This window comes from Streptomyces sp. NTD91 (genome assembly GCF_059510455.1).
Genome location: NZ_JCAJZW010000111.1, coordinates 1 through 2,118 on the forward strand (window position 1 = coordinate 1; position 2,118 = coordinate 2,118).

At 69.6% G+C, this 2,118-nt stretch carries 1 protein-coding gene; it reads right to left on the reverse strand.

What is annotated here, in order from left to right; genetic code table 11:
* The coding region (locus AC5WRT_RS38760) for a transglycosylase domain-containing protein (RefSeq protein ID WP_496098901.1) at window positions 1-1,988 on the reverse strand (1,988 nt) is incomplete at its 3' end.
* Between the last annotated feature and the right edge of the window lie 130 nt (window positions 1,989-2,118).

The following is a 2,118-nucleotide window of genomic DNA, read 5'->3' on the forward strand; positions in this document are numbered from 1 at the left end:
GCGGTGGGGGTGGGGGTGGGCGAGGGGGCGCCGCCCTCGTCGGTGCCCTTGCCCAGTTGCGGCGCGGGCGGGAACTGCTGGACGGGTCGGCCCTGGAGGGCGGCGGTCATGTAGCCGGTCCACACCTCGGTGGGCATGTCGGCACCGAAGACCTTGGAGAAGCCGCCGACGCCCTGCATCGACTGCAGGCCGGCGTTCTTCGGGTCCTCCTTGAACATGGCGACGGACGTCACCAGTTGCGGGGTGTAGCCGATGAACCAGGCGGACTTGTAGTCGTCGGTGGTGCCGGTCTTGCCCGCGGCCGGCCGGCCCAGGGCCTGGGCGTGGGTGCCCGTGCCGTGCTTGACCACGTCCTGCAGGACGTCGGTGACGGCGTCGGCGGTGGAGGAGGGCATGGCCGTGCTGCCCTTGGGCGCCTCGAAGCCGGGCAGCGGCTGGCCGTCGGCGATGACCTTGGTCACCGAGTACGGCTCGTGCTGGACGCCGCCGTCGTCGAGGGTGGCGTACGCGTCGGCCATGCGGATCGCCGAGGGGGTGGAGGTGCCGATGTAGAAGCCGGGGGTGTCGTACTGCAGGCTCTTGCGCAGCAGGCCCGCCTTCAGGGCCTCGCTCTCCACGTTGTCGTAGCCGACGTACTCGCCGAGCTGGACGTAGGGCGTGTTGACCGACTGCTCCATGGCCTTGCGCAGGGTGATGTAGCCCCATTTCGTGGGGACGTCGTTGCGCTGGTGCAGGAGCCCGGTGGGGTCACTGGAGTCGGGCAGCTGCTGGCCCTGCTGGTTCTTGATGGTGATGCCGTCGTCGCCGTCGAACTTGGAGTCCGGGGTGATCGGCGAGGCCGGCCGGCCCGGTGAGAGGACGGCGCCGTGGTCGAGGGCGGCGGCGAGGTCGATGGGCTTGAAGGTGGAGCCGACCGGCACGCCGGTGGCGTCGGCGTTGTCGGTCCAGTGGCCCTTGTCCCAGCCCGGCCCGCCGTACAGGGCCACGACCGCGCCGGTCGACGGATCGATCGACGCGGCGCCGACCTGGACGTCCTTGTCGGCCGAGCGGTGCGCGGGGTCCAGGTGCTTCTTCTCCATCGCCGCGACGGACGCCGACAGCGCGTTCACCCTCTTCTTGTCGAAGGTGGTGTAGATCTGGTAGCCGCCGCGGCCGAGCTGCTGCTCGGAGATCGACGAGTGGGCCTCGAGGTACTTCTTCGCGGTGTCCACCAGATAGCCGGTCTGCCCGGACATCCCCGCCGACGGCGTGTACGGCCTGGGCGTGGGGAAGCCGGCGGCCAGGTACTGCTGGAGCTGGGCGTCGGTGATCTTGTGGATCTTGGCCATGCGCTGCAGGACGTACGTCCAGCGCGCCTTGGCCTGGGCCTTGGCCTGCGGGTCGGTGTCGGCGTGCATCAGCAGGCTCGGCTCGTTCACCGTGGCGGCGATGAACGCGCCCTGGCTGACGGTCAGCTCGGAGGCGTGCTCGTGGTAGTAGACCCGGGCCGCGGCCTCGATGCCGTAGGCGTCCCGCCCGTAGTAGCAGCTGTTGAGATACCCCTGGAGGATCTGCTGCTTGGACATCTGCCCGCCGATCTTCAGGGAGATCATGATCTCCCTGAGCTTGCGGGTGACCGACTGGTTCTGGGTGAGGTAGGTGTTCTTCACGAACTGCTGGGTGATGGTCGACCCGGACTGCACCTCACCGCCCGTGGCCATGTGGTAGACGGCGCGGAGCATGCCCTGCATGTCGACGCCGGGATCGGTGTAGAAGGTGGCGTTCTCCGCGGCGAGGAAGTCCCACTGCACCGCCTTCGGGACCTGGGCGAGGTCGACGTTCTGCCGGTTGGTCGACCCCTGTGTGGCCATCACCGAGCCGTCGGACCAGTAGTACGTGTTGCTCTGCTGCTGGGTGCTGGGATTCGCGCCGGGGATGGTCGTCGTGGCGTAGGCGTAACCGAACACCCCCAGCAGGCCGCCGAAGAAGAGCAGGAACGTACCTGTCACCAGCTTCCACGACGGCAGCCACCGGCGCACCCCGCGCTTGCCCGCCCGCGGGTAGTCGATGAGACCGCGCCGACCTGGTGGCCCGGCCTGCGCACGCCGCGCGCCCGCCGCACGGCGGGCGCGTGCGGCG